Annotated in this window: 27 protein-coding genes; 3 read left to right on the forward strand and 24 right to left on the reverse strand. The window is 68.1% G+C overall.

The genetic code is table 11. The features are described from left to right. Positions 1–15 precede the first annotated feature (15 nt). Positions 16–804, forward strand: a complete 789-nt coding sequence (locus tag ACZ7OY_RS36035; protein WP_472249778.1) for a ParA family protein — start codon at positions 16–18, stop codon at positions 802–804. Then, on the forward strand, positions 801–1,775 hold the full coding sequence (locus ACZ7OY_RS36040; RefSeq protein WP_472249779.1) for a hypothetical protein: 975 nt from the start codon (positions 801–803) through the stop codon (positions 1,773–1,775). Before ACZ7OY_RS36035 ends, ACZ7OY_RS36040 begins: the two co-directional genes overlap by 4 nt. A gap of 72 nt (positions 1,776–1,847) precedes the next feature. Here ACZ7OY_RS36040 and ACZ7OY_RS36045 read toward each other — a convergent pair whose 3' ends face one another. After that, entirely contained in the window at positions 1,848–2,081 is a 234-nt protein-coding gene (locus tag ACZ7OY_RS36045) for a hypothetical protein (RefSeq protein ID WP_472249780.1), read from the reverse strand. Further along, positions 2,081–4,543 carry a C40 family peptidase gene (locus tag ACZ7OY_RS36050; protein WP_472249781.1) on the reverse strand — a complete coding sequence of 821 codons (2,463 nt, stop codon included), beginning with the start codon at positions 4,541–4,543 and terminating at the stop codon, positions 2,081–2,083. Before ACZ7OY_RS36050 ends, ACZ7OY_RS36045 begins: the two co-directional genes overlap by 1 nt. Positions 4,544–4,615: 72 nt before the next feature. Here ACZ7OY_RS36050 and ACZ7OY_RS36055 point away from each other — a divergent pair, with 72 nt between their 5' ends. Further along, complete coding sequence (locus ACZ7OY_RS36055; RefSeq protein WP_472249782.1) at positions 4,616–5,461, forward strand: HNH endonuclease signature motif containing protein; 846 nt, start codon at positions 4,616–4,618, stop codon at positions 5,459–5,461. Between the two features lie 245 nt (positions 5,462–5,706). Here the strand turns inward: ACZ7OY_RS36055 and ACZ7OY_RS36060 are convergent, their stop codons facing one another. From ACZ7OY_RS36060 to ACZ7OY_RS36165, 22 genes are all read right to left on the reverse strand, one after another. Further along, positions 5,707–6,387 carry a hypothetical protein gene (locus ACZ7OY_RS36060; protein ID WP_472249783.1) on the reverse strand — a complete coding sequence of 227 codons (681 nt, stop codon included), beginning with the start codon at positions 6,385–6,387 and terminating at the stop codon, positions 5,707–5,709. A gap of 3 nt (positions 6,388–6,390) precedes the next feature. Then, positions 6,391–6,609, reverse strand: a complete 219-nt coding sequence (locus ACZ7OY_RS36065) for a hypothetical protein (protein ID WP_472249784.1) — start codon at positions 6,607–6,609, stop codon at positions 6,391–6,393. A 9-nt stretch (positions 6,610–6,618) separates the two neighbouring features. After that, positions 6,619–7,275, reverse strand: a complete 657-nt coding sequence (locus ACZ7OY_RS36070; protein WP_472249785.1) for a hypothetical protein — start codon at positions 7,273–7,275, stop codon at positions 6,619–6,621. A gap of 3 nt (positions 7,276–7,278) precedes the next feature. After that, entirely contained in the window at positions 7,279–9,327 is a 2,049-nt protein-coding gene (locus tag ACZ7OY_RS36075) for a hypothetical protein (protein ID WP_472249786.1), read from the reverse strand. A gap of 74 nt (positions 9,328–9,401) precedes the next feature. Beyond that, positions 9,402–9,770: a hypothetical protein gene (locus ACZ7OY_RS36080; RefSeq protein ID WP_472249787.1), complete on the reverse strand. Its 369-nt coding sequence runs from the start codon at positions 9,768–9,770 to the stop codon at positions 9,402–9,404. Positions 9,771–9,841: 71 nt separating this feature from the next. Next, complete coding sequence (locus ACZ7OY_RS36085) at positions 9,842–10,357, reverse strand: hypothetical protein (protein WP_472249788.1); 516 nt, start codon at positions 10,355–10,357, stop codon at positions 9,842–9,844. 13 nt (positions 10,358–10,370) lie between these two features. After that, the gene (locus ACZ7OY_RS36090; RefSeq protein WP_472249789.1) at positions 10,371–10,874 is read right to left on the reverse strand and encodes a hypothetical protein; all 504 of its coding nucleotides are present in this window, start codon (positions 10,872–10,874) and stop codon (positions 10,371–10,373) included. Between the two features lie 139 nt (positions 10,875–11,013). After that, on the reverse strand, positions 11,014–12,537 hold the full coding sequence (locus tag ACZ7OY_RS36095) for a hypothetical protein (RefSeq protein ID WP_472249790.1): 1,524 nt from the start codon (positions 12,535–12,537) through the stop codon (positions 11,014–11,016). A gap of 64 nt (positions 12,538–12,601) precedes the next feature. After that, on the reverse strand, positions 12,602–13,231 hold the full coding sequence (locus ACZ7OY_RS36100) for a hypothetical protein (protein ID WP_472249791.1): 630 nt from the start codon (positions 13,229–13,231) through the stop codon (positions 12,602–12,604). After that, the gene (locus ACZ7OY_RS36105) at positions 13,231–13,956 is read right to left on the reverse strand and encodes a hypothetical protein (RefSeq protein ID WP_472249792.1); all 726 of its coding nucleotides are present in this window, start codon (positions 13,954–13,956) and stop codon (positions 13,231–13,233) included. The genes ACZ7OY_RS36100 and ACZ7OY_RS36105 overlap by 1 nt, the downstream gene beginning before the upstream one ends. A gap of 102 nt (positions 13,957–14,058) precedes the next feature. Beyond that, complete coding sequence (thyX, locus tag ACZ7OY_RS36110; RefSeq protein WP_472249793.1) at positions 14,059–14,790, reverse strand: FAD-dependent thymidylate synthase; 732 nt, start codon at positions 14,788–14,790, stop codon at positions 14,059–14,061. Between the two features lie 33 nt (positions 14,791–14,823). Further along, on the reverse strand, positions 14,824–15,489 hold the full coding sequence (locus ACZ7OY_RS36115) for a hypothetical protein (protein ID WP_472249794.1): 666 nt from the start codon (positions 15,487–15,489) through the stop codon (positions 14,824–14,826). After that, on the reverse strand, positions 15,489–15,662 hold the full coding sequence (locus ACZ7OY_RS36120) for a hypothetical protein (RefSeq protein WP_472249795.1): 174 nt from the start codon (positions 15,660–15,662) through the stop codon (positions 15,489–15,491). The genes ACZ7OY_RS36115 and ACZ7OY_RS36120 overlap by 1 nt, the downstream gene beginning before the upstream one ends. 205 nt (positions 15,663–15,867) lie before the next feature. Beyond that, positions 15,868–16,743 carry a hypothetical protein gene (locus ACZ7OY_RS36125; RefSeq protein ID WP_472249796.1) on the reverse strand — a complete coding sequence of 292 codons (876 nt, stop codon included), beginning with the start codon at positions 16,741–16,743 and terminating at the stop codon, positions 15,868–15,870. Next, positions 16,743–17,402 carry a hypothetical protein gene (locus tag ACZ7OY_RS36130; protein WP_472249797.1) on the reverse strand — a complete coding sequence of 220 codons (660 nt, stop codon included), beginning with the start codon at positions 17,400–17,402 and terminating at the stop codon, positions 16,743–16,745. The genes ACZ7OY_RS36125 and ACZ7OY_RS36130 overlap by 1 nt, the downstream gene beginning before the upstream one ends. A 112-nt stretch (positions 17,403–17,514) precedes the next feature. Then, positions 17,515–18,522 carry a fibronectin type III domain-containing protein gene (locus tag ACZ7OY_RS36135; protein WP_472249798.1) on the reverse strand — a complete coding sequence of 336 codons (1,008 nt, stop codon included), beginning with the start codon at positions 18,520–18,522 and terminating at the stop codon, positions 17,515–17,517. A gap of 11 nt (positions 18,523–18,533) precedes the next feature. Then, positions 18,534–18,782, reverse strand: a complete 249-nt coding sequence (locus tag ACZ7OY_RS36140; protein ID WP_472249799.1) for a hypothetical protein — start codon at positions 18,780–18,782, stop codon at positions 18,534–18,536. Positions 18,783–18,793: 11 nt separating this feature from the next. Further along, on the reverse strand, positions 18,794–19,177 hold the full coding sequence (locus ACZ7OY_RS36145; protein WP_472249800.1) for a hypothetical protein: 384 nt from the start codon (positions 19,175–19,177) through the stop codon (positions 18,794–18,796). 490 nt (positions 19,178–19,667) lie between these two features. Further along, a complete protein-coding gene (locus ACZ7OY_RS36150) occupies positions 19,668–20,654 on the reverse strand; it encodes an HK97-fold major capsid protein (protein WP_472249801.1) in 987 nt (328 codons plus the stop codon). Between the two features lie 33 nt (positions 20,655–20,687). After that, positions 20,688–21,191 (reverse strand): hypothetical protein, encoded by a 504-nt coding sequence (locus ACZ7OY_RS36155; RefSeq protein WP_472249802.1) that lies wholly within the window; start codon positions 21,189–21,191, stop codon positions 20,688–20,690. A 174-nt stretch (positions 21,192–21,365) separates the two neighbouring features. Beyond that, a complete protein-coding gene (locus tag ACZ7OY_RS36160; protein ID WP_472249803.1) occupies positions 21,366–22,238 on the reverse strand; it encodes a hypothetical protein in 873 nt (290 codons plus the stop codon). Between the two features lie 62 nt (positions 22,239–22,300). Next, positions 22,301–25,339, reverse strand: a complete 3,039-nt coding sequence (locus tag ACZ7OY_RS36165; RefSeq protein WP_472249804.1) for a DUF7178 family protein — start codon at positions 25,337–25,339, stop codon at positions 22,301–22,303. Positions 25,340–25,373: the final 34 nt, after the last annotated feature.

Here is a 25,373-nt window from a genome sequence, read left to right on the forward strand (position 1 = left end):
CTGGAGGAGCAAAACATGGCCAACTGGAGACATAAACCGGAGAACGAGCGCGACCTCCACAAGCTCATGGCCAAGCCCGACGCCGTCGTGCGGTGGATCAAGGCTCGCAGGGGCTTCATCATCGGAGTCGGCATCCTGAAGGGCGGCACCGGCAAGAGCACCACAGCGCTCTACCTTGCCCTCTACTTCAGCGTCGTACTCGGCCTCAAGGTCGCCGTCGTGGACACCGACAACAACTCGCAGTCCCTGGCCCGCTGGGCCACAACGCACCTGGCGATGGGGCATCACGTGCCCTTCACGCTGGTCAAGCACCCCACCGTTGGTGCGGACGCGATCAGCCTCAAGAAGCGCATGCGGACGCTGAAGGAGTACGACGTCGTCATCGTCGACCTCGGCGGAGGCGACAAGGAGACCTTCATCGAGCTGTGCGCGAGCGCCCGCCTCCTGCTCATGCCCAGCGCCCCGTCCGGCTGGGAGACCGACCGCATCCAGGCCACTCTTCAGACCGCCGCCAGCGCGGCGGTCCTCAACGAAGAGGGCATCGACGTGTACAACTTCTTCGTCAAGGGCGACTTCGCCACGACCCTGTGCGACGAGGAGAGGGAGGCCATGGCCGTCGACCTCTCCGAAGAGGACGAGGACTTCGTGATGCCTCCGTTCCTCCACCCCTACTTCGACATCAGCAAGGCGCCTCACCACCAGCGCTCCTGGACCATCATGCCCAGGCGAGGCGACCTGGACGAGTGGGGACTGCTGATCCGTCACGCCATGCAGGGAATCATCGAGGAGAGCGAGGCCGCATGACCGCCAAGGAAGAGACCACACGGAAGCCCGCGAAGTTCGGGGGCCGGGGCGCCGCGAATGCCGCCGCCCGCAAGGCCGTGGCGAAGGTGGAGAAGCCGGTCGCCCGCCGGGGAGAAGACGACGCGGAGTCGATGGAAGAGCTGACTGCCGCAGCTACGGCCGCAGCCAGCGCGCCTGCTGATGACGCCCCCGAGCCGGAGCAGGCGGACCCGCAGGTCCACATCCCCCACCAGGACGCCATCGTGAAGGCGTCCGAGGGCGGTGACCCCTTCGCGTTCGTCCGGCCGCCCGCAGATGCCGACCCGCTGGAGCAGATGGGCATGGCCAGGCGCGGCATCGTGCGGGCCAACCTGGGACTGGAGAGCGGTCTCGGGAAGCTGCAGCGGGGGTACATCGAGTCCGCTGGCGAGTATCTGTGGTGGGCCACCCAGTTCGACCGGCTGAAGAACGCGGGCTTCAAGTCCGTCGAGAGGTTCGCCGAACCGCTCGGGCTCACGAAGCAGGACGTCTACCGGCTCCGCCGTGCTGTTCCGATTCTCCGGATCATCGGCGACATGATGGACAGGGCGCTCAACGAGCGCACCTACCGCGAGCTGTACAAGACCATCGTGGACGAGAAGGGTGAGGTGCCTGTCACGGCCGACGGCGAGCCGGACGTATCTCCAGGGCGTCAGCAGATGCTCCGCGAGCAGTTCGCGCTGATGAAGAAGCTGGGCAAGATCAGCTCCACCGGCGCGGCCGAGGCCCGCCGGATCCTCATGCTCGGCAACGAGGCTGGCCCCATTGAGATCGAGTCGGGCGGCGAGTCCGCTCAGGGCGTCGTCGAGGTGCTGGCCAAGGCCTTGCGGACGAACCGGATCGTACCCCTGGAGGTCCTCCGGGACGTGAAGGCGAAGGACCCGGAGGCCGCAGAGCGGTATGTCGCCGAGCTGAAGCGCTCCTACGAGGCGGCTGCCGAGATCGTCGGGTAGCCAAAAGTGAGACCCATGGGTCTCACTCTGGTGCCGGAAAAAGTGAGACCCACGGGTCTCACTTTTTTCATGTCACATGTCCCACCAGGCGGCGAAGCTCCACGCGCCGTACTCGCGGTCGACGATCCAGGTCTGGCCGACCACCGGCGTGATGCCGGTGCGATGAAGGGCCGTGGTGACCTCCAGGATCTGGCCCTCGGTGTCGACGCACAGCGCGAGCTTCTTCTCCGGCACGAGGGACTGGATCTTGACCTGCTTGACCGTCCAGCCGATCCCGTACGTGGCCGCGTTCCCCGGACCCATCATCAGTTGCCTCCCGCCATCGGCAGGCCGAGCAGCCGCTGGTCCTTGCCGCCGGTGAGCCGGGCCGGAGCCGCGAGCTGCACCGAGGTGGTGAAGTGGCCACCCTCGCCGAACTTGAAGTCGTGCGTCACGGTCGTGACGTAGCCCTGGAAATTGAAGGCCGGGAACTGCAGCAGCATGCCGGGCCACAGCTCCGGCATGAACGTGAGCGGGATGGACGCCTGGTACTGGAAGGCGAACTGTCGCAAGAAGAGGAAGATCGCCGAGAACAGGGCAGCTTTCGGGCCGACGAGGGCTGGCAGCTGCTGGTAGTCCGGCCGGGCGCCGAACCGCTGCTTGATCCAGTCCGCGTACGCTTTCGCCTCCTTCTCCGTCTTGTCCATCCCGAACAGCGCCTTCCACACGCCCGGGAAGTCGATGCTGACGACGCCGGTGGTGAAGAGCGCGCTGTTGGCCAGGACGCTGTCGGAGATGGAGGTCGCCACGGTCCCCGTGGCCGGGTCGAACAGGTTCCCGTTGACCGGCGACGTGACGACGAACTGGTGCGTGACCATGTAGTCGTCGCTCCAGGACACCTCGAAGTCCTGCACCTCGATCGGCTGCACGACCATCTTCGCGGCCGTGCCCCACATCCCGTAGTAGTCCGGGTACCAAGCGATCAGGTCACCGTTCGGCGCGGAGCAGAACGACCGCATCGACGAGTTGAACAGGTTCTTCAGGTACGGCAGCAACGGCTGGTCGTTCAGCAGCGCACGCGGCCCCCGCAGCGCCATCGACAGCGCGTAGTTGGGGTCGGTCTGCTCCGTCGCGATCGCCTGCCACGCGTTGTCGCCGAACATCTTGTCGAACGGGTCCTTCGGGTTGTACCCGGGTGCGTCGGCGCCGGTGGCCAGCTGGACCCCGGGGTCTCTCATGTCGAGGACGCCGCCGGTGTCGTCCGACCCCTCGAAGAACACCGTGCCCGAGCCGGTGGTGTACGCGACGCGCGGCAGGAAGCCGCCGTAGTCCCAGTACGACGTCGCCGACGGCGCGTTGATGCCGACGTCGTGGGGCTTGGCGCCTGCGCGGTGCGCGCCGATCGTGCTCTTGCCGTCGCCCAGGCTCATCTCGACGTGGTGGATGCCGCCCGGCGAGGAGCCCTTGAAGACGAGTGCGCCCGGCGTCTTGAGAGCCGTCGCCACCGACACCTTCTTGCACACGCCGTACTGCGCGGACGCCACACGCGGCAGGTCGTACAGCGACCCCAGCGCGCGCAGGTACATGGACTGCACGAAGCTGGAGCAGTCCAGGCCGGGCGGCGGGCTGGCAGAGAGGATGGCCATCTGGGTGCCGCCGTACTTCTGCGTGTACGGGATGTTCGGGTACTTCTTGCAGAAGTTCACCGAGAGCTGGGCCAGGTCGACGCCGGAGATGGTGCCCTGCGGCCTCTTGGATGAGGCGTCGAGCTTGCCGGACCCGCTCTTCTCCAGGTCCCGGACCATGGCCGTGGCGCCCTTTTCATGTTTGGCGTACGCCGTCGGGACACCGGAGCGCTGGACGGTCTGGCAGGCCTTCCACAGCTCCATGCTGTCGCGGTTCTTGACCTTGAACAGGGCGTCGAAGAACTTCCCCGCCGCGTACCGGGGGTCGGTCACCTGGTCGTAGGTACCCCAGCCCTGCGACGGCCGCTGCTGGAACAGACCCGCTGAGTCCCGGTCTCCGCCCTTGAGGTTGACCAGGCCGGACTCCTGCATCGCGGTCATGATCGCGATGATGCAGTCGCGGGCGGAGGCGCCCTTCCCCTTGCCGACGTTGTAGATGATCGCGCCGTTGGCCTTCTGCTCGGCGCTGTTGTAGCCGCCGTACTCGCCGGTCAGCTGGCTCGCGTCCGCACCGCTGGTGCCGCCGACCGACGCGGTCCCGAGCTGCTCCAGCAGGGCCCGTGCGACCTCGTCGGCCTTGTCGAGCTCGGCGTTGAGCTGCTTGGCCAGAACCTCGATGACCGAGTACCAGTTGTTCGGGATGCGGGCGATGTGGACCTTGTTCTCCGGCCAGCCAACGACCTTCTTCAGCACGGTCAGCGCCACGTTGGTCATGCCGCCATCGGAGATGTTGGTGCCGCCCTGGCGGGCGGTCGACAGAGCATCGCGCACCATGGACTGCGACGCCTCGGTGTGGGAGTCCCAGTACCAGTACTGCAGCCGCTTGAGCGAGCACGACGCGGTCAGGTGCACGACGCGGGGCCACGCCGTCACCAGGGGGACCTTGTTCAGGTAGCCGGTGAAGACCTGCACCCACTTCAGCCGCTTCATCTGCACCGAGATGCGGTCGTTCGGCGTCAGCACCCCGTCGTACTTCCGGCGCGCGTTCTGCAGGCTGAAGCTGAACGAGGAGACGCCGTCCGAGCGGCGCACCATCTGGCCCTCGACCAGGTCGTCCGAGACGTCGATGATCCCGTGCTTCTCCGTCGCGATGTATGCCTTCACGCCTGGCGCCATAATGAAGTTCGGAATTTTTGTTCACTCCCCAGAAGTCATACCAGGCAGTACCCTGGAGAGATGGCAGGTCGATACCGCTACGTGAAACGGCCAGGACACCCGCTGGCTCCGGCCAGCGGACAGATACCTCTGCACCGTGTGGTGCTCTACGGCAAGATCGGTCCCGGAGCACACCGGTGTAACTGGTGCACGGCTGAAGTCATCTGGTCCGTGAAGGGCGCCGTCGATGCGCTCGTGGCAGATCACGTTGACGGAGACACGCAGAACAACTCGCCGGATAACCTGGTCCCCTCCTGCCACCCATGCAATACGCGGCGAGGACACGACCGTCGGCTTGCTCGGGCGGCGGCCGTCATGCTCACGGACAGGGGGAGGAAGGAAGCTGTCGAGCGCGCTTGCCTGCTCTGCGGAAAACCGTTCCTCGTCGCCAAAACGAACATCGACCACGCTGGTGATAGGCAGGTGGGCGGTTACTGTTCGGCGAGATGCCGGAATACGGCCAACGCGCGAGCGAACGCCGAGGTGCAGAGGGCCGCTGCCGACGCGCTGGCTCCTCGAATGTGGGAGCTGCGAGAGCAAGGGCTGTCGTATCGCAAGATTGCGGCGGTCCTTGATGGGGAAAATCCGCCACCGCATGGCGGGAAGTGGCAGCACTCCCTCGTTGTGGCGGTGCTGAAGCGCACCGATTCTGCGCGCCACGAGACGGAGCGTGTGGCGAGAGAGGCCGACCTGGCGGCCCTGTACATCGTGCGGAACGGAGTACGACACAAGGCCGTCCAGCGGACCTGCGAGGAATGCACGAAGGGATTCCTGGTGATCGCGGCCTCCCTGCGTCAGGAGAACACGAAGGGGCGGTTCTGCTCCAGGGACTGCCACTACGCCAGCAGGCGCAAGGCTGCGGGCTGACGACGCCAACGAGACCACCTCCGCCCCTTGGGGCGAATCGCGGACGCCGGGACACGAGCGCCGCTACGCTGGGTCCGCTCCTTCTGTGAGGGGTGTCGGCCTACATCCGGGCTGAGCGGCCCGCCCGTGCTGAAGAACCACCGGGGCGGGCCGCTACCATGATTGAAGTGGCGGTCGCCGTGGGTGGCCGCAAGTGGCGCCAGGTGCCCCGGGGTATACCGGGAGCCTGGCGTCGCGCCTTTTCCTCAGGTCCCGTAGTCGTAGCGCTGGCTCGGCAGGGTGCCCTCGTTGGGCATCGGGGTGACCGGTACGTCCTGGAGCTGGCCCGAGTCGGAGCCGGTGTTCTTGCCGGGGTCGACGGTCTGGTAGTTGCCGGACGGGACCGTGTTGCCGCCGAGCTGGGTGCCCATCGGCCAGAAGTACTTCATGTCGGGGTCGGCCGCGTTCTCGAACCGGCTGGATGCGATCGAGTCGGGGTCCTGCGGCTCGCGGGTGCACTCGAAGGTGATGATCGGCGCCCACACGATGGTGCCGATGGAGTCGCCCCACTCGAAGCCGGACAGGGGCACGCCCTCGCGGTCGAAGCCCCGGCCCGGGATCATCACCCGCATGTCGGGGAACTTGTTGCCGCCCGCCAGGCCCGGGTTCATCACGTAGTTCGCGTAGCCCTGCATCCAGTCGGCGAACGCCTTGCGCTCGCTGTACCCCTTGAGCAGCACCCGGATGTAGAAGCGGGACGGGGTCGGCCGGTGCGGGTAGTACGCGCGGGCGTTCCGCGCGCTGGAGGAGTCCGCGACCATCGTCATGCCGTGCCCGAGGACGTCGGCGCGCACCTTGAAGGAGCTGTAGGTGCTGCTCCCCTTGGAGTCCGTGCCGTTGGGGAAGAACAGGGTGCAGTTCAGACCCTTGCGGGTGTCCTTGGCCACCGGTCATCCCTCCTCGGGGTCGGGGATCGTCTCGACGAAGCTCGCGGGGCTGTAGGGCGCGTAGGAGGGCGTGGAGAGCCGCTCGTGGTCGGCGACCGACATGTCCGGCCAGAGGCCGTCAGCGGTCATCACGAAGCCGCCCATGGGCACGATGGCCTCCTGGTCGGCGCGCAGCGGCTGGGGCATGGAGATGGGCACGTCCGAGCCCCACTGGTTCGCCATCTGGTCCTCCTACTGTCCCTTGTCGCTGTTCGTGTCCCCGGTCTCGTCGAGGGGCGGGCCGTTGTAGTCGCTCTGGCGCCAGCCGATGCCCTCGCTGATGCGGGCGATGTAGGAGGCGATGGCCTTCTCCTGCGCGGCATCGACCGCGTTCTTGGAGGTACCGGCCGTGACCAGCGAGTCGGAGCCGCCCTGCACGATGAACAGGGTGAGCTTGTAGCCGTGGGAGTACTTGCCGGTGCGGTGCTCGATCGAGGCCTGGCCGTCGCTGTCGGCGACCTCGGTGAGGTACACGTTCCACCGCCAGTTGTGCGGCGGGTAGTTGAAGACGGCGGGCTCGTGCATCAGCTTGCCGGGCGTGGTGGAGTCCCTGGATTGATGCTCCATGATGGCCCTGCACTGCTTGATGAACGCCTCGTGCAGGCGCCAGCTGGCTCCGGCGTGGTCGGTGTTCGAGCGGGGGTCCGGCGAGAGTCCGGCGTTGCGCTTCTCGCCGAGGTAGCCGGTGATCGTGACGTCCCGCAGGGTCGCGCCGGTGATCTGCACGACCCTGCCACCGACGGTCGGCGTGACCGAGGTGTGGATCTCGAAGCCCCAGTCGATCGAGCTGGGGTTGATCCGGAAGGTGATGCTGGGACCCTTCGCGAAGCCCAGGGATGCGAGCGCCATGGTCTACTCCCCGCCGTAGCTCGGGTTCGAGGGGTACGGGCTCAGCGGCGGTGTGGACGTCGCCGAGGCCCCGGAGACGCCGGTGGTGCCCAGCACGGTCAGCAGACGCCGGGCCTCCGGCGTCAGCGTGATCAGCAGGTTCTGTCGCTGCGCCGCCTGCTTGGCGTTGCTGCCCTTCTCCCACTTGGCGTACGACTCCCCGGACTTGTCGTCCTTCTTCGCCTCCTTGGAGAAGTCACGCCGGGGGTCGACGCCTCCGGCGCCGAGGATGTCGGATACGGCCTTGCCCGCCTGGTCGCCCTCGACGATGACGGCCTTGCCGGAGGCGAGCTCGTTGCGGTGGTTCTTGATCGCGTCGGCCAGCGACACCACGCGCCTGCCGGACTTCGTGGTGACGGCGACCTTCGTGGAGTCGTCGCCCTTGATCTTGTTGAGCAGGTTGTCGATGACCGGGTCGTCCTGGAGTTTGCCGTGTCCCTTGGCGTGCACCCAGTCCGAGTAGGCGTCGAACGCCTTGGAGTTGCTGCTGCCGAACCCGAGGAAGCCGCCGTGCTTCTCCTGGTCCGGGTAGCTCATGGTGGTCAGGCCACCCTTGACCGAGTTCGCCTTGCTGGTCTTCTTCTCGTCCGCCTTGACCGTGGCCATGGCGCCCTTGCCGTTGTACTGCTGCACCAGCCACACGGCGGCCTTGATCGGGTCGGTCGTCGAGTAGCCGGACAGCGACGTCACGACCGCCAGCAGGGCGTACGGGTCGTTCGGGTAGAACTCCTGGAGCATCTGCTGGGCGATCTGGGTCGCCGCTTCCTCGTCGACCTTCCCACCGGCCGCCCTGATGTGCGCCTTGATCCAGTCCTCGACGCCCGGCCGCAGCACGGCCCTCACTGCGGCCTGGTCCAGGGTCTGGTCGGCCTTCGCCTTCGCCTCGACCCCGCCGGTGAGGTACTGAGAGACGGAGATCCCGGAGAGGGACGCGGCCATGTAGGCGTGCGACTGCCCCAGGCGGTTCGAGGCGTCCACGTCCTGGAACGACCGGCCGTAGCTGGTCTTCAGGTCCTGCTCCTGGCGCGCCACGTCCGTGGACGACGAGCCGTAGCCGCTCTTGATCGCCTGGTCCATGAGCTGGGTGAACTCGGCGCGCGCCATCTGGGAGTTGACCCCGGCCTTGCCTGCACTGTCGGAGACGGCGTTGAGGGCGTCGTTGAGGTCGTTGAGGCTGCCCAGGGCGTTCTTGGAGTTGACCTGCAGCTGCTGCAGGGACTCGTCCACGGTCTGCCCGCGTCTGGTCTTGCCGTGGTAGATGAAGTTGAGCGCGTCCTGGCGGCCGATGCCGCCCTCCACCTTGGAGTTGTAGCCCAGGCGCGTGACGCCCTTGAAGGCCCGGCGGGACTCGTCGGAAGAGAGCACGCCGAACGTCGACCAGCGGTACGCCTCCTCCGACATCCGCTCGCCGAAGCCGTCGAAGTTGTTGCCGCCCTCGATCGACTGGTAGTACGCGTTCTTGTCACGCTGGCTGCGGACCTCGGCCGGGATGTCCGTGGCCGCACTGATGGCGGCTCCCGCCACGGCGCCCCAGGGGCCGCCCAGGGCCATGCCGACCCGGGGCAGCATCGACTTCGTCCACGACCCGATACCCGAGGCCTGGGTGCCGTGGCTGCCCGACTGGTACGGCGAGACCAGAGGCCCGCCGTAGCCCGGCATCGGCCCGTTGTAGCCCATGTGCCCGTACGGGTTCATGTACGGGTACGGCACCGGCATCGGCGGCGTGGGCGCCGGAGTCGGAGGCGTCGGACCGGGCGGCGTCGGACCACCCGAACCACCAGAACCGCCCGAGCTGGGCCGGTGCTGGGGCTGACCGAGCACCACCTGGCTCAGGAACTGCGCGGCCGTCGCCTGCAGCCACTGCGCGTTCGGAGCGACCGACGGCGGAATCTGCCCGCCCATCAGCGCCGTCGGGCTCAGCACGTTCTGCCGCGCCTGACGCAGCGCGCTGGCCGCGCTCGACGGCAGATTCTGCAGCGTCTGGTTCTGGTGCATCAGCGCCTGAAGCTGCATCACCAGACCCTGCAGAGCACCCGTCAGGCCACCCGCCGGAGGGTTGCCGCCCGGGGGCGGCGTAGGTGTCGCCATTACTGCCACTCCCGATCGAGTTCGTCACCCATGTCCGGCACCGGCGGCTCGTCGTCCGGCACTGACCGGTCCCCGGACACCTGCACCCGCGAGGCCGCGAGCGCCTGCTGCATCTGGTCCCAGTCGTCGGTCGACCCCTGCTGCCAGTTGACGGCGGAGTAGTCGTAGTCGACGTCCTCGTCCGCGCCCGCCGGAACGTCGGACGCGTCCTTCGGCCACAGCTCCGTCGGTTCGACGCCAGCCGAGACCATCGCGAACTTCAGCTGGTCCTGGAACGCCTCCGCGTCCCTTCGCGACCGCTCCAGCTCCCGCTCGGCCGCCTCCCAGCCGTCCGCGAGGATGAGCAGCTCCAGGCCGAACTGCTGCACCCGAGACAGGTGCCGCCCCGACAGCAGCCCCCGCCGCTCAGCCAGCCGAAGACGACGCTCCAGCCACGGATCTATGCGGCCGGGGCGAACGCTTTTCCCATGGCCTCGATGACCTGGGCGACCGTGTCCTCCAGCCGCAGGTAGCGTTGGAAAACCTCATTGATCGTCGGCTGGAACCAGTTGGCCTTGACGTACGCGAACCGCCGGTGCGCCCACTCGGCCAGCTGCTGGTCCTCACCCATCGGCGTGGGCAGCTCCTCGCCGTCGACCGTCACCACGCACAGAGCCACCACGGCCGCGACGTAGGCGAGCTGCTCGCCGCCGTCCTTGTACTTGGAGGTGACCTGGGCGACGGCAAGCTGCTCGTCCACGCCGAGGGTGCGGATCACGAACTCGTGACCGAGCCAGGAAAAACTCTCGGTCAGCGAGCCGAGGAAGGCGAGCCCCTCGAACGCCTCGGTGTAGCGCTCGTCGAAGCCGGGCAGCTCCGTACCGTCCTCGGCCCGCAGGGTCGGCTTGGCCTCCGGCGTGGCGGCCTTACGACCCGGCCGGGCGGCCGGGTCGAAGGTGCCGTAGGTGTCCGTCATCGTCCGCTCCTGCTCAGCGCAGCCGTGTGGTGTGGGTGTAGGCGGCGACGATCGGCTTGGCGACGTCCAGGCCGCCGACCGTCAGAGTGTCGCCGTCGGCGATGTCCACAATCGTGACGTTGTGGTAGATCTTGCCGCGCCACTTCGACGGGGTGGACTCCGTGCCCGGCGGCTTGATGATCGTCTGCGCGGTGACGTAGTTCGGCGACGCCGCCAGCCGGTCGAAAATCTCGACGATGTTGTTCGTACCGGACAGACCGGCCATCTGCTCCCAGATCGCCTGGTTCCACAGCTCCTGGATCGTCAGCTGCAGCGTGCCGCCGCCCAGGACGCGGGACGTCGCGATCTCCACCGGCGTACGGGACCCCAGGGGCTGGATGAACGCGTACGCCTGCCCCTTGTCCGACCAGGCACGCTGCCCGGAATCCTCGACGCTGTTGAGGAACGCGATCGGCTTACCGGCGTACACGAACGTGCTGTAGCCGGAGCCGGTAACGCGGACCTTGCCTGCAGGCATTGCTCACCACCCCATCCGTAGGTCTCACCCACTGGTGCGGGATGGGCGGCTGCGGACAGCAGAGGACCCCCGGCGCCCTCACACCGGGGGTCCTCCATAAAGCGCAGCAGGGGCCCGTCACAGCGCCTGCTGCGCGGGCTCAGGCGTTCTCGTCCGTCGCGTTCGTGGTGTCGCCGGTCGTGAGGTCCACGGCGAACTTGACGACGACGTAGTTCATCGGGATAGGCGGCTTGTAGCTGAAGGTCCCCTCGATCACCGACGGGTCCGTCTGCTGGCGTACCTGCGCGTTGGCGTAGGAGACGATGATGTCGTCGGAGACCGCCTGCTCCAGCAGGCCGATCAGCGCCGACTTGACGTTGATCGTGGTCTCGGCCGTGATCGGCTCACCGATGAGCCCGGCGTTGGACATGCCGACCTGGATCATCTGGAGCAGGACGTCGCCGATACGGGTCAGCGAGATCTCCTGCGTCAGGAGCGAGCCCATGTTCGTCGACACGCCGTGCCGGGCGATCAGCTGGCCGTTCTGGTTGATCTCCGCGACGTTCACGCCGGACTTCGAGAGGTTGTTCTTGAAGGTCCGGGTCATGGCCTGCGCGATCGTCGCAGGCAGGCCCGTGAACGACGTCAGCGACTGGTTCGTCAGCCCGCGCGCGACCGCGTTGCGCGCCAGCCGACCGGCCATCGCGGCCGCCAGGTAGAAGCCGTCGATCTCCGTGGAGGCGTTCACCGCGCTGTTGAAGGCCAGCAGCCGGTTCGGGTAGCACAGCACCAGCCGCTTGCTGCTCTGCGCCAGCGCCAGCTGGTCCTGACCGGTCGTGTTGTCGTAGGTCGTGGCCAGGCCGGTGAACGCCATACGCCCGTAGCCGTCGGCGGCCGCCGTCTCACAGTGGTTCTTGACGTCGGCCAGCAGGTTCGCGACGTTCGTCGGCGTGTGCGCGTTGTACACACCGTCCACGAGCAGGGGCACCAGGATCTGCGCCCGGTAGTCCGCCGACAGCTTGGCGTATGCCGCCTGCAGCTGCGCCCGGAAGTCCCCGGCCGCCGGGTTCGTCGCGACGCACAGGACGCTGGCCGCGCCGTTCTCCAGGGCGATCTTCGCCGCCAGGGTGAGCGCCGAGGCGACCTGCGACGCGGTCGGGCTCGTCGGCGCCGTCGTCACCATGGCCTGTCCGTACGCGGCCACGACCTGGTCGTAGTCCTCGAACTCGGTCGGCTCGTAGTACGTCGCGTTGGTGAACGCGTACGTCACCCGGATCTGGTCGCCGTCCTTCACGCCCTTCGGAGAGGGCAGAGTCAGGTCACCGGAGTCCGACGACAGGCGCTTGATCGAGGTGATCGCCGTGGCCGCACCGCCGGACCCGGCGGTCACCACGAAGGTGTAGTCCTCGTTGTAGACCAGGGCCGTGCCCGCCAGGGTCGTCACCACGGGCGCCGCGATGGCGGGCGGGCCCGTCACGGCCGTGATGTACACGCCGCGCTGCTCCAGCGCGGTCCCCGAAGCGGAGAAGACGGTGACGACCTCGCTGGTCGTCTGGTAACCCAGGGCCGGGCCGATCACCGTGACGGTCGTGGTTGACACGCCGCGCGGGGTGACCGTGGGAGTCGATTCGTCGCTGACGTAGACGCCGGGCGGCGTGTACGTCGCAGAGGAGATGTCGGGCATGCCACCCACCAGTCGCGTCGGTCAGCTGTCACCCCTTGGGCTGCTGACCGACGCCGGGACAGCATCAGTGCCAGGAGTCGAAGCCGCTGTCGCTGATGTCGTCCAGGGCGAGATCGGCGGTCGGCGTGATCACGATCTTCGACAGCGGGACGATCAGGCCGGTCTCCGGGTCCGGTGTGAAGTCCCCGATCAGGTCGATCGCCAGCGTCCGCTCGTAGACCACCTCGTCGGTGCCCCACGGCGTGCCCGGCTCCGCCGACTCGCCGGTCGACTCGATCTCGTCCGTACGGACCGTCAGGTCGATCAGGTCGTTGTCCGCCAGGTACTGCCGGAACCGGCCGCGCAGCGAGTCGAACCCGGACCAGGCGATCGTCGCCACCAGCTCGTCGTACACCCGGTCCCGCTCCACGCTGGTCAGCGCGACGACGACGAACTCCCAGGACCCCGAGAACCGGAACCGGGTGTACGGAGCCACCCGGCTACCGGCCGAGTCGGTGTCCTCGACGTGCGAGACGCCAGCCTGCCTGAGCGGGCCGGTGTCGCTGTAGCGCACCCAGACCTCGGGGAACGACGACTTCTCGACCGGGTACTCCAGCGAGCAGTGCAGCCCCCGGAACTCCGGCACGGGGTACTGACCGTCGAAGGCCGCACTCAGGGCCTCGATACCGAGGGTCTTCACCCGGGTGATGTACATCAGCGGAACTCCTCGCCGTGCAGGCGGACGTTGTTTCTCCAGCCCCGGTCGGCGACGTAGACCCGCTCGGCCAGCAGGCCGTTCTTCTGCGCCGCCAGGGTCATGGAGGTATTCAAAAAACTCCGGGGCTTCAGGCCCGGGTGCCGCCACCAGACGCCGACGTTGCCCGGGTGGATGGCCCCTGGCCGCTTCCCCGGCCGCGTCCAAGGCTGCTTGGCCTCACGCCAGCCGATACGGCCCGGCGCGCCCGGGTAGTGGGCCGGACTGTCGGAGACCAGGATCTTCAGGCCGGTCTTCGGGTCCTTGCGGTAGACCTTCTTCCGCTCACCGATCTTCGCTGCGCGCCGGAAGATCAGGACCTGGATCTTGCCGGACTCGGTGGTGCGCGTCTTGGCCTTCGGGTTGTCCCGCCGCTCCTGGCCTGTGGGGTCGTCGATCCACATCGGGATGACCTTCCCGGCCAGCGAGCGCATCGTGAACGGCTTGGTGCCGTGGTCCTGGTACCAGACGACCTGGGTGGACCAGGAGAGCCCGAAGTAGCCCTTGCCGTACAGCGGCTGGAGCCCGCGCGCGGCGCCGCCGGTGAGCTTTGGCATTCGGCGCCGGGCCTGGCGTACGGCCTCCAGCGCGGCGGCGCGGGCACGCCTCGGAGACAGCCCTTTCTCGACCATGATCATGCGGTCGGGATGGGTGACGAGGTGGACCTCCGGGACCTCGACAAGCACGCGCGCCTCCTCTGCTCACCCCTTGAGGGCGGCGGAGAAAGGCCGGACACGAGAAAGCGCCCGAAGGTCCCCACCCCGGGCGCATCTCGTCCAGCGGCGATCCTACGGCGCGACGCGACCGTTGGCGTTGAAGGAGGCGTAGGTGAGCGGCATCAGCTCGGCCCAGGCGGCCTCCATCTGCTCGGCCACCATCTCGATCTCCCGCTGCGGGAACGAGGGCACCTTCGCATCCGGGTGCGTCGTACGCAGGCCGAGGAAGTGCATCAGGGAGCGCGCGTTGCAGGTGACGTACATCGACGAGAAGACGTTGACAGGGAGCGCCATCCTCGCGACTTCCTTCGCCACTCCGGCGTCCAGGAGTGTCCTGTACATCCAGTAGCACTCGTTGGAGTTCTCCTTCAGTAGACCTTCGACCTCGGCCTTCTGCTCCTCCGTCCCCTCGACGAAGGTGTACTGCCCAGGCTTGCCCTCCTGCTGGAGCTTGCGGTCCGGGCCCGGGATGTAGAACACCGGCTGCAGCTCGCGGTACCTCCCGGACTCCTCGTTGTAGCTGAATCCAACCCTGTGGCGCATGAACTCGCGGAAGACGAAGATCGGTGCCTGCACGAAGAAGGTCATGGAGTTGTGCTCGAACGGGCTGCCGTGCCGGTCCCGCATCAGGTAGTTGATCAGGCCCTTGGAGCGCTCGGGCTGGTCCTTGACCAGCTCCTCCAGCGACTGCTCGCCGAGGGTCGAGACGCGGGCGGCGAACAGCACGTCGGCGTCGCAGGCTCCGTGCTTGACCAGCTCGACGGTGACGTCGGAGCGGTAGGTGATCTCAGTGGTCTCGGGCATGGCGGTACCCCTTGGTGTGGTGGTGTGGCGGGCTCAGTCTCGCTCGTACAGCGGGATCAGCGGAGCCCTAATAACTTCAATGTCGGCGAAACTGGGAGGAGTTGACCCAGAACGGGACAAGATGGTGATGAGGTCGTTGGTGTTCGGCGGGATCGTGTAGGCCACGGAGTCCTCGTCCTCGACGGCCGCCCGGGTCAAGTTGTACGCCGTGCCCGAGTCGCGCTGGTGCGGGACACCGAAGCCGGTGCGCAGCGTGGTGCGCTGCGGGGTGCGCAGCTGCAGGCGCTCGCCGGTGGCGCGCATGGCGAAGTCGCCGCCGTGGACACGGAAGTCCGAGGTGGTCTCCAGGTGGACCTCCTGCGGCGAGACGACGCCCCGGGCCGTGAAGGACTGGCCGTCGTCGGCGTCCGTGAAGATCGCGGGCCGGACGATGAGAGCCCTGTAGCCGCCCTCGAAGCGCGTGCCGAAGCAGGATGGGCACTTGTTCCGCGTCGCCTGCCCGTAGGCCTTGGAGATGCGGTCTGAGGCGCACACGGTACACAGGCCGATGAGCCCGTTGTCGTAGTCCCGGGCCGTCCACATCAGGCAGAAGAGGGTGTTCTCGCCCATCATCCACAGCGCCTGATCGTGCCGCTGGCGCTCCTGCTCGACGGCCCAGTTCTGCTGGCTGCGGACGTACGTCCCCCGGGTCGACTTCATCAGGTCGCCGGGACGATCACGACGGTCTGGGCGGAGAACACAGCCGTCCTCGTGGCCACCGGCATCGTGCCGTAGTGCTCGGCGGACAGGATGACGACGTCGCCGCCCTGGTAGCGGTTGCCGTTGGGCAGCACGACGTCCTTCAGACCGGCCTTGAGGGTGACGCTGTACATGGGGTTCTCCGATCAGGCAGAGGGGCCAGGGCAGATGTGGAGGATGCGGAACTTCTCGGCGCAGTAGAGGGACTGGACGAGCGCGCCCTGAGCGCAGGGGCGGTGAACGACCACCACCTGGCCCGGGTCGAGAACTCCCAGGTCGAACTCGACAGACGGAGCAGGACCTTCTTGGGCGCCACCGGACATGGCCCCTCCTTGCCGATCAGTAGAACCGGGTGAGCCAGCGAGGCCTCGCAGCCTCGGACAGCGGCAGCCGGGTCGGTCCCCACCGTCCGTACGCGCCGCCGGAGACGAGGACCCGGGCGGTGCCGAGCCCCATGTGGGCGATCTTGAAGGTGTCGAGCTGGGACTTCAGGACCTCCTGCTCGCCCTGCAGGATGACGCCCCAGCGGTCCATGTAGTCCCGCCGGTCCAGCCGCGAGACGCCGGAGCCGGACTGGACCTCGGGCTGCTCCACGTAGGAGCGCATCAGGTGCCGCAGGCACTCCACGTACAGCGCGGACTCCAGCAGGGAGCCCCACTGCTGCACCGGGAAGCTGGCGCCGCCGTCACCGTCGATCGTGTACGTCTGGTACGGCTGGGCGGCCGTGTTGAGACGGCCGACCGCGATCCGCAGCAGCTGTGCGAGGCGGTTGCGGCCGAAGTTCGACTGGACGTACGACTGCAGGTGCGGGCCTTCGGTGGCGTAGTCGAACAGGTCGCTGAACCGGTTCCATGTCTGCTCGATCACGCCCTTCATCGAGTCGGCCAGCCGGTCGTACTCCGGGGAGGCCTTGCCGACCTCCAGCCAGTACCGCCACTCCTCGTCCGACCCGGCCACCTGGTACGTCCACACCAGGACGTACGGGCCGGGAGCGGCCGTCTCCTTGGACGACAGGCGCACCGTGTACTGGCCGACGCCCGGGTGGTCGGCGGTCCGGGAGAACACCGATGTCTGCGCGTCGTCGTCGTGCAGGAGCGCCACCGTGACGTCGCCGTCGGCGTCGCCCGGCACTCCCTCGCGCATGACCTGCAGGCCGAAGTCCGCCGCCGCGTAGCGCGAGACGTAGGCCCGGTCGGTGTACTCGTCGGCCGACATCAGGTGTCCTGCGAGTTGACCAGCAGCGCGATGCCGCGCACCGACGTCAGGCGCACCGACACGTTGGCGGTCGTCGAGTCAGGCGTGGTGAAGAAGTGCACGCCGAAGTTGTGCGATCCCACGCCGACGTTGCGCAGGCCGATCGCGCCCATCATCCAGGACCTGGACCAGCCGCCGCCGGAGGTCTGGATCTGCGGCACGCGCATGTACGACGACGTCGTGCCGATCTGGCAGTCCGAGCCGTCCAGCTGCGGCCGCAGGGACATGTTCGCGGTGTAGATCGACTGGCACTGGACCTCGGCCTCCAGCCAGATCGCCAGTGCGCCCGGCCGGTTCACGTTGAACGTGGCCATCTTGTAGTAGACGTGGGTGTCCTTGCCCATCGCGACCTCGGGCCGCACCCAGCCCGGCCACGCCGCAGGGGCGCTGAGGATCTCGCGCCAGGCGGTGCCGGTCCACATCAGCTCGCGCCGGGTGTCGGTCTCGAAGATCCGCATGCCGGTCTGGGAACCGCCCCAGGCAGGCCGCGTCCCGGACGTGCAGATGTAGTCGCCGGGATAGGCGTCCAGACGTCCGCTGTTGTCGTTGAAGTCCTGGCGCAGGAACGGGTCGGACTGGTCGTACGTCTTCAGCCCCAGCCGTGGTGTCGTACCGGACATCGCCGCCCTCTCCTCGTGTCGCCTTCGCCCCTTGGGGGCGGCGGGATGGTCGTGAACAGCAAGCGGCCCCGTCCCGGAGTCGTGGGACGGGGCCGCTCAAGCCAGCTGAAACTCAGACCACGGTGTACGCGTTGGACGCGGGTGAAGTGGTGTTCTGCAGCTGGCCGATCGCGGTGACCGTGAAGGTGATCACGTTGGTCAGGGTCAGGCCGGGAACGTTGGCCGTCAGGAGAGCCGGGCCGACGTGGACCTTCTGGCCCGTGGACGCGGTGACGTCGTAGCCGCCGGACGGCTGGCCGGTGCTCGGCGCCGTCCAGGTGACGTTGGCGGTGGTCGTGGCACCGGCCGCCACCGTGGGCTTGCCAGGCGCGGTCGGCGCCCCGTACGAGCCCGGCTTGATCGTGCCGTCCTGGTTGTAGATCGGGTTCGCGGCGTTGTCGGCCGCCAGCGCCACCGGGCGGACCTCGTCCTCGTTGGTGGGGACGACGGCGACCGCCGAGAACGGGCCGTACGGGCCGTCACCGTTGCGGTTCGAGGCCGCGACGCGGAACTTGTAGCCCTGGCCGCCCTTGACGTTCTCGAACCGCCAGGTGGTCACGTTGGCGGCGGCGTAGAAGTGACCGCCGGTGTCCGACTCGATGACGTACTGGGTGACCTTGGCGTCCGCCCCCGGGTTGGACACCGGCGTCCAGGACACCTGGATGTAGCGGTCACCGGCGACGGCCGTGGGCGCGGCCGGGGCGACCGGGACGGTCGTGGTGCCCGCCGGGACGGCACCGAACGCTGCCGTGTCCGTGGTACCGGACAGCCACAGCGCCGGATTGATGAGCTGGGTGAGGCCGTTGCCGACCGGCGAGTCCGTCTTGGTCGTGTCCGCGTTCGAGGCCGCCGGAGGAGCCGACGGAGCCTTGTACGGCTGCTGCCTGTCGACCACCGTCGAGACGGTCGTCTCCCGGGTGGCCGAGATGCCGGTCGCTGTAGGCGCCCAGCCTCGTGCGTCAACGACACCCGCGCCGTTGGTTTCGGGCTGCGAGACCGGGCTGGGAGCAGCACCCGGCTGGCCCTTGGTGCCGATCGACCCGTCGGTCTGGTAGGTGCCAGTCTGGTCAGTTGCGGCCACAGCCCGCTCCTTTACTTCTCAGCAGACGCGGAGGTCTGCGCCTTCTTGGCCGGGGGGCGCTTGGTGGTGCGCGCGGAGGGCTCGGAGGGGACGTTTTCGGCCGCCTTCTGCTCCGGCTCGGACTCCTCCTTGACAGGCTCTTCGTGAACCTCCGCGCCGAAGGCCACGGCCACCTGGTCCAGCCGCGCGTACGGACTGCCGCCGACACCGGAGGTGTCGAGCGTGCCGACGACCAGCAGCGCCCGCTCGTGATCGCTCATGCTCATATGACTCACGCCTTGAAGAGGGGTTCGATGACGACACGGAGGGGCTTGTCGACGGCCTTGTAGGACTCGTCGGACTCGCTCCACTCGCTGACCACACGGATCGCGGTAAGCGGCTTCTGGTCCTCCGGCTGGTGCTCCTTGACGTTGCCGAGTACGCGCAGCAGCTCCGAGTCTGCGGAGATGTCGTCGTCGATGACCAGCGTCCCGTTGCGGATCGCGCGCACGAACGGCGCCAGCAGCGCGGTCTCGCGGGAGACGAACTGGACGTCACCGCCCGCCTCGTCGCCCTTCGCCTCGAAGCGCAGGTACGACTTCGGCTTGTCCGGGTCCGGGGTGACGACCGTGACACCCTTCGACGGGTTGGAAACCTGGAGCTGCTGGACAGGCATGGTGCCTCCTCGATCAAGGGACGGATCCTCCGTCATCCCTTGAGGGGGCCCGCACCACCCCAGACAGCACTCAACCCCCGGGAAGGGGGAACCCGGGGGTTGAGGCTGGCGGCCGGAGAACGGAGCCGCGCAGAGGGCCCACCACAAACCCTCCTCACCCCCTAGGGGTGCGGGCGTGGCTGGAGACAGTGGCCGTGGCTGAATTTGTCATTCAAGGGAAGAATTACGGATGGTGGGGTTCCAACTACGGCCTGAATGTGTCAAGGTGAGAATATGTCACCCGCCAGACAGAACACCGAGCGCAACGCCCGGCGGTGACCCTGGACCCCTTCGGGGGCCCAGGGTTCACGAGTGCCACCAGCCGAAAATGCCCACGGGCTGGAAGGCCATGAACCCGCCATGGCGGTGGTTACGCCCCCTACCCGTGGGCATGCCGAAGGCCCCCTCCACTGCAGATGGAGGGGGCCTTCGGTGAGCGTACCTCGTCCGGTCAGCTCTTGACGATCTTCGCCAGACCGCGAGGGTTGAGGATGAGCATCGACACCATCTCGTCGAACACCCAGCCCTTCCAGAAGGACTCGACGCGGTGGTTTTCCTCGACGTCCAGAGAGTAGAGGACGGGGAAAACGCCCAGGAACTGGGGGTCCGGCGTCAGGAAGATCGTGTTCTGGGGGATCACGATCGAGCGCTGGATCTGGAACTCGCCGAACGAGGTGATCGTCTCACCCGCGACGACCCTGTCCTTGAACGCCCAGCCGGTCTGGTTGATGTCCCACCGGTACATGTCCCGGTAGTCCATCGGGTTGATCAGGATGCGGCTGGACTGCAGCTCGTGCATGTCCGTCATGGACACGGCCGAGTACAGCGAGCCCGGCGTCAGGTAGCCCGACGCCTCCGTGATCACGTGGTTCGGGGTGACCGTGTGGTCGGCCCGGCCCGCGTAGTCCGAGATCGCGGCCTGCAGGATGGTGACGAGGCGGCTGTCCTCCTGCTTGAGGATCGACTGCTTGGTCTCGTCCTGGGCCTGCTCGACCGCGTTGATGCGCAGGTAGAGCAGGTCTTCCTTGCGGATGGCCGGACGGCTCGCGATGCGGAAGAACCGCACCTGGATGCGCTTGCCTTCGAACGGCGTGATGCGAACCTCGCCGTCCGTGCCGGACATGATGTACGCCTGTCCGAGGTCGTCCCAGACGTCGTACTCGACCGGCGTACCGGGCGTGCACGGGTCCTCGACGAGGACGTTGCGCGTGATGCCCTGGTAGCGCAGCTTGAGCTGGATCGGGCCGATCATGCCCACGCCAAGGCGCTTGATGCCGTTGACGGAGTCGGAGGCGACGGCCTGGAGGCGCTGACGCTTGGCCTCGAAGGAGAGCGGCTGGCCGCCACGCTGCTCGCGACGCGCGAGAATCTCGGCGACGTAGTCGTCGGACTTCTTCGCGGTGCGGACGTGGCCGGTTGCGGCGGGCGCTGCGGTCATGGTGAGTGGAGTCCTCTCGCTCGGCTCGGGCGCTTAGCGCAGGCCGCCGATGGTGATCTTGGACGGGGAGTTGACCTTGAGCAGGCGGCCGACCGCCTGCGTCGAGATCGCGGTGGCCACAGCGCCGTTCGTGGCGAGCGCGAGCTTGCCTCGGCCGGTACCGGCGGTGATCGCGTAGACGAGCTTCTCGGTGGTGCCGGTGGGCTCGGTCCAGGTCTGGGTGTCGTCGAACGCCGGGGAGAGGACCTCGAACTCGGAGTCCGCACCCAGGACCCACACGGAGGTCGCGTTCACGCCGACGTCGAGCAGCGGGTCGAAGCCGTCGCCGCCGATGTAGTCACCGGCCAGGCCGTAGGGCATGCCACCGGCGCCGATGAGGCTGACGGTCTCGCCTGCGGTCTGCGCGAGGACCATTCCAGGCCAGATGTTGACGCTGCGGTCCCACGCCGGGTCCAGGAACACCGACTTCGGGGTTGCCTGGGTCCAGGCGTAAAGCGGGCGCAGGGTGCGCTTGATGTGGGCCAGGTTTGCCCGCACGCGGATCATGTGTTCCGCCCTCCAGTGGGTCTCGGCTGGCCGCCGAGATCCGGCAGGCCTTCTTCACCCCCTAGGCGCGGGCAATAGGGGGTGAGACAGGGCTCAACCAGAAGGAATTTCTGGGGACATGCAAAAGGCCCGGCGAAAACCGCCGGGCCTCGTGCATTCAACGGGTCAGTCGAACAGGTCGGAGACCTCGTCGCCGCCCATGAACGGGGCCGCCGAGGCCGTCGCCTGGGCCGCCAGGGACGGCGCAACCCGCTCCGCGCTGCGGGCCGCGACACGGGCCCCCGAGGGCGCGGTGCGGGCGGACGCGGCCTTCATGACGCGGTCCAGGGTGCCGATCTCACGGTTGATCAGGTCGTCCGTGAGGCTGGCGTCGGCCTCCAGGCGCGCGGAGACGCTGAGGTCGTCGCCGGAGGCGATACCGGCCTGGATCTGCAGCCGCGCCAGGCGCAGGCAGGCGTGCGTGCGCGACGGACCGCCGCTGGCACCGGCCATCTCGCCGGTGCTCACCGGGTTCTGGTTGGACTTGTTCTCGCTCATCGTCCAGGGGAACGCGACGTCCCACTGGGCCGGGTCGCCGACGCGGACGTCGGTCTCGATACGGGTCTCGTCCAGCGGGATCTCACCGGTGTTGACGCCGGAGACCGGCGAGGTGACGTCCTGCAGGTTCCCGTACGGCTCGGCCGGGAGGGTGCCGCCCGGGGTGAGCGCGGTGTCGGTCGCGGCCGCCGGGACACCGGTGGTCGAGTTGCCGGTCTGGCCCGGCGAGCGCACGTCGTCGTTCGTCGCGGGAGTCGCGGCCTGCTCGGTCGACTCCGACGCGGGCTGCTCCGGTCCGTCCGGGATCGGCTGGGCCGGGTTGGCAATGTCGGCCGTCTTGGAGAGGGCCTCGACCTCGTTGGTGACACCGGCCAGCCGGGCGATCAGCGCGATCTGACGTCCCTGGACGGCCAGCGCCGCCTGGTCGGCCGCGCGCTTCTGGCGCAGCTCGTCGATGACGAGCTGCTGGGCCTGCAGCGCTGCCATGAGCGGTCGGCTCATACTGGACACTCCTTCAAAGCCTGCGGGGCTCACGACGTCTGCCGTGGGCGGTCTTCACCGCTTCAGGCGTGAGAGAGCTGCGGGACAGCAGGCGGAGGCACAGAAGACTTGCCCTCCAGCTCTCCAGGGGTCAGCAGCTGGGCCTTGCTGCAGTTCGGGCAGACGTCACCGGCGACGATGCCGTCGGTCGCGCCCTGCGCGTTGCCCATGTCCTGGGTCTGCGGCGAGGTCGCATCCGCACCGAACCCGCACTTCGGGCACTCCAGGTCGGGCACGCCGTCGCTGGGCTGGCCGTCCTTGGGCGTGCGCGGGGCCGCCACACCGACACGGCGACGGCGCGGGTCCTCCGGATCTCCGGGCTCCTGCTGCTGCGGCTGCCCGGGTTCCGGACCGTTGCCGGACACGTCCCGGTTCCAGGACCAGTGCGGCTTGTCGGTCTCGTCGCCGACGAAGTCGGAGGGGTGAGCCAGGATCATCTCCTGCGGAACCTGCATGCCCTGGGAGAGGTCGTCGCCGACGGACACCGGCATCGGCATGCCCCGGTCGTTGAGGTTGCCGTCCTCTTCGAGCTGCGCCCCCGGCCCATCCGGCTCGTCGGGCCGCAGAGGCATGTCCGGCCCCTCGTAGAACGGCAGGCCGGTGTGGTCCTTGGCCCAGCCGGGCAGATCACGCGGCGCGGCCTGGCCACCCATGCCCGGGTCGATCAGGTCCGGCTGCGCGTTGACGTTGCCGTCGGGGTCGATCTCGTCCGGCTGGATCATGCCGTCGCCGTTGCGGTCCGAGACGGCCGGACCGTTCTGCTGGGTGCCGTCGAGCGCCTGGTCGCCGAACGGGGACGGCGGCAGACCGTTCTCGTCGAGCTGCTCGGGGTCGACCATCTGCGGGTCGTCCTCGTCCAGCGGCTGGCCGTCGGGGCCCAGCTCCTCGTCGCCCTCCTGGGGCATGCCGGTGCCGTCGTCGCCCACCCGCTGCAGCTCGCCGTTGTTGTCGATCAGCTGCGGGTCGACGATCTGCTTGCGCAGATCGAGCTGCTTGGCCTTGTCCAGGTCCGGGTCGCGGAACTGCTCCGGAGGGTTGATGAATCCGCAGATCTGGCACTGGATACCGTCGAAGGTGTCCTTGTCGCCGCAGACCGGGCAGTTCTCCTCGCGGAGCGTGTCGACGTCGGCCGGGGCCTTGATCTCTCCGTACGCCTCGACCCGGATCGTACCGTCGTGGTTGATGAACGTGGCGTCAATGAGCCTGGCCACGTGGGAGTTGCCCTGCTCCTTCAGCTCCGGCGTGTGCTGGCCCGCGAAGTCCTTCCAGTGGCCCTTGATGTTCTCCTCGGCCTTGTTCCGCCCCGAGCCCAGGTTCTTGGCGTTGGCGTTGACGTTGGCCTGGTCCTCGGCCGTGTTGAGCCGCTGGCGCACCAGCCAGGTCACGGCCTGCACCTGGTGCGCGCCGACCGGCTTGCCCTCCTTCTCGGAGATGGCGGCGGCGGCCTGACGGTAGAGACCGGCGGGGTGCTCGTAGTAGTGCCGGGCGTGCTTGCCGCTGGAGCCCGGGAAGCCCGAGTGCGCGTCGTTCTCGACGTCGGTGATCCGGCGCCCGGCCGCCACGGACATCGCGTGCCGGTCCACGACCACGCGGCCGCTCATCCGCCGCTCTGCGCCGGACGCCTTCTCCTCGTCGGTCTGCGGCTCGTACCCGCCGTGCTCGATGAGGTGCGCGAAGTCCTGGGTCTTCGGGGCTTTCAGGACCGGCTGGTGGTGCTCGCCGTCCATGATGCGCTGAGCCTTGTCGGCGTGCATGCCCATGGTGACGACGTGCGCAGGCTTGTCCGGGTCGTCCTTGAGCGGCCGGACGGCCGCCTGCCGGTGGAAGGAGTGGGCCGCGTTGAACATGTTCATCGGCCAGTTCGTGCGCGGGCTGTACGCCGACAGGACACCGGCACCCTTGTGCGCGGCCTCCGCGTCGTCGGTGATGCCCGGGTGCAGCTTGGCGATGGCCTTGGCGACGTGGTGCGCGTCGCCGTACCAGCGCATGCCCGAGTCCTTCTCCTCGTCAGTGGCCTGGTCCCAGTGCTTGACGATGTTGTGGTGGTCCATCGGGACCTGCTTGAACCACGGGTGGTCCGAGGCGTTCTCGTACGGCTGGCCGCGCTTCGGCTTCGGGGTGCCGTACTCGTCCAGCTCGGGCACCGTGGCGGCCGTCGCCTGCAGGCCGTTGAGGCTCGGCTTCAGCGGCGTGAAGGGCTTCGAACGCGACACCGCGTCCTCGCGCCGCTTCGAGTCCTGCGGGGTCCCCTCGAACGGGACGGGAGGCACAGCGGGCTTGGCGTGCTCGGCCGGGTGGGCGGGCTTCGGCTTGGGGGCCTCGTGCTCGCCGTCGTCGTCGGCCTCCAGGTCGTCGCTGTCCTCGAACTGGGAGTAGTCGGAGGCGGCCGTCTTGGAGGCGGCCCTGGCGAGGCCGGAGGAGTCGACGCCCAGGAAGTGCGCGGTGGGGTCGGCCGGGGGCTCGACGAGCACCGAGTTCTCGAAGAACGAGAGGCCGTAGCAGGTCTCGCGAACCAGCTCGCCGACCTTCTTCCCGCCCATCGAGGCGCGGAAGATCCGCTTGCCCTTCAGGTGGGGGATGTGGGAGCAGTAGTCGGCCGGGGTGCGGGCCTCGTTCCCGCAGGCGGAGCACACGGAGCGCTCGACGTCGCAGCCCATGGAGGTCCGGTCGATGTGCCCGGCCAGGATCGCCCGCGCCAGCTTCGGGAACCGCGTGGCGTCGATCTCCATGAGGACCTCGGCCCACGTGTCCGGCGAGCCGTCGGGGTTACGATCCCGGTGGAGGGCGGCGTCGATGATGACACCCCGTGCCCTGCGGTGGTTGTCGTTGACGTGGTTGACGAAGACCGGCTTGCCCACGAAGGTCCGGAACGACTTCTCGATCTCCTCGGCGGGGAACTCGTCAAAATTGTCGTTGCACCTTGAGCTGATCGCCCGGCTGCGTACGTACAGGTAGCCGGGGCGCGCCTCGTACTGGAACACCGCACGGTGAGCCGCCTTGGTGACGCGCTGCTGGTCGCCGAGGCTGGCGGCGATGATCTGGGCCGTGGCGAACTTCAGCACCGGGGTCCCCTCCTGGCGGGCGGCGGCGCGTGGT

It is taken from the genome of Streptomyces sp. NPDC107559 (assembly GCF_055657365.1).